The organism is Streptomyces sp. E11-3 (assembly GCF_046540415.1).
Classification (GTDB): Bacteria; Actinomycetota; Actinomycetes; order Streptomycetales; family Streptomycetaceae; genus Streptomyces.
The window spans coordinates 1-2,171 of record NZ_JAZGRL010000121.1 but is presented as its reverse complement, the minus strand read 5'-3'; the positions used below and the strand labels follow the sequence as shown (position 1 = coordinate 2,171).

The following is a 2,171-nucleotide window of genomic DNA, read 5'->3' as shown; positions in this document are numbered from 1 at the left end:
CCCGGGTGGCCCTGGGGGGCCAGGGGGCCCTGGGGGCCCCGGAGACGCTGGCGCCTTGGAGCCGTTCGGGGACGGGGAGTGGTTCCCGTTGTCGCGCGGGGTGATCGTCGTCACGGCGGTGCCAGCTCAGTCTTCCGGATCGAAGGTGACCGGCAGGCGGGGGGCCTTGCTGCCGGAGGGAGCGACCTGCAGGGTTTTCAGCCCGAACTCCATCACCTGCTTGTGGATGGGGGCACAGATCTGGCCACCGAAGTAGTTGCCCTTGGTCGGGTTCTGGATCGCGCAGTAGACGGCGATCCGGGGCTTGTCCGCGGGGGCGAACCCGGCGAAGGACGAGGTGTAGCCCTTGTACCGGCCGGTCTTGGGGTCCACCCGGTTGGACGTGCCGGTCTTGCCCGCGACCCGGTAGCCGGGGATCCGCGCCTTGTTTCCGGTGCCCTCGTCGTCGTCCACGACCGACTGCAGCATCTTGGACAGCGTCCCGGCGGTCTTCTCGCTCACCACGCGGGTCTTCTTCGGCTCGGGCGCCGGCGAGAACCGGCCATCCGGCCCCTTGGTGCCGCGTACCAGCGTGGGCTCCACTCGTACGCCCTTGTTGGCGACCGTCGAGTAGACCGAGACGGCCTGGACGGCGTTGAGCGAGTAGCCCTGCCCGAACGGCACCGTGAACTGCTGCGAGGTGGACCACTTCTCGGGCTTGGCGAGAATGCCCGGGGTCTCGCCGGGGAAGCCGAGCCCGGTGTAGCGGCCGATCCCGAACTTGCGCAGATACGAGTAGAGGACCTGGTTGGCCTTGGACTGGGTCTTGCCCAGCTGCTGGGTGGCCAGGATGGTGCCGATGTTGCTGGACTTGGCCAGCACGCCGTTGAGCGTCAGGTACCAGGTCGGGTGGTCGATGTCGTCCTTGAACAGCCGGTCGCCGGCGTGCAGCCGGTTGGGCACGGTCACATGGGTGCCGGGCGTGGCGACGTTCTCCTCAAGGACCGCGGCCATCGAGATCAGCTTGCTGGTGGAGCCGGGCTCGTAGGCGTCGTGCAGCGCGGGGTTGCCCAGGTTGTCCGGGTTGGCCTTCGACAGATTCCCCGGGTCGAAGCCGGGGGCGTTGGCCATGGCCAGGATCTCGCCGGTGCGGGTGTCCTGGGCCACCACATAGCCGCGGTCCGCCTTGGAGGCCTTCACCTGCTCGGAGATGGCCTTCTGCGCGACCCACTGGAGGTCCCGGTCGATGGTCAGCTCGATGTCGGAGCCGGGGACCGAGGGGGTCTCGTCACTGCCCGCGGTGGGCACCCGGCGGCCACCGGACTGGGCGTAGGTGATCTTGCCGTCCTGGCCCGCGAGCTCCCGGTCCAGCTGGGCCTCCATGCCGCCCCCGCCCTTGTTGTCGGCGTTGACCCAGCCCAGTATCCCGGCGGCGAGATCACCGTTGGGATAGACCCGCTTGCTGCTCGGTTTCGGGAAGACTCCGGCCAGCACACCGCTGCCGCCCGTCTTGGCGGCCTTCTCGGCGAGCGTGGCCTTCAGCTCCTTGACGTCGCGCCAGACCTGCGGGGTCTGCCTGCGGGCCAGCAGCGCGTAGCGGGCCTTCGGCTTCTTGAGCTTGCGGGCGACGTCCGCCGCGTCCTGATCCAGGATCGGGGCGAGCAGCGCGGCGGCCTGGTCCGGGGCGTCCGGCACCCCGGTCACCTTCGGCGTGAACATCGAGGGGTCGGCCGTGATGTCGTACGCGTCGACGCTGACCGCCAGCTGGGAGCCGTTGCGGTCGGTGATCTGGCCCCGCTCGGCGGCCAGCGTGTCGCTGAAGTAGCGGTTCAGTTCCGCCTTGGCCGCGTATTCGTTCGCGTCGACGGCCTGCACCTGCAGCAGCCGTACGACGAAGGCGACCATCACCAGCGTCAGCGCCAGGCCGACCAGCCTGAGCCGGGGACGCGGGGTGCCCAGACGGAGGGTGCGCGGGGCCCGCGGGGCCGACGCGGGGCGTGGCCTGCGTGCGGCGGGGCGCGCTCCGGGACCGGGGCGGCGTGGGCCTGCGGTCCGTCCTGACCTGGCCGGTTTCGCCGGGCCTGGCACGCGGCGGCGCGGTGGTTGCCTGTCGGTCACGGCTTCACCCCGTCGGAGGTGGAAGGAGTGGGGGTGGGTGCGGGCTGCGCGGGTGGCGGCGCGGACGCGGGGTC

At 70.9% G+C, this 2,171-nt stretch carries 1 protein-coding gene; it reads right to left on the bottom strand.

Annotated features, from left to right (window positions below; genetic code table 11):
* Positions 1-126: 126 nt before the first annotated feature.
* Positions 127-2,097 carry a peptidoglycan D,D-transpeptidase FtsI family protein gene (locus tag U9R90_RS35705; protein WP_411061618.1) on the bottom strand — a complete coding sequence of 657 codons (1,971 nt, stop codon included), beginning with the start codon at positions 2,095-2,097 and terminating at the stop codon, positions 127-129.
* Positions 2,098-2,171: the final 74 nt, after the last annotated feature.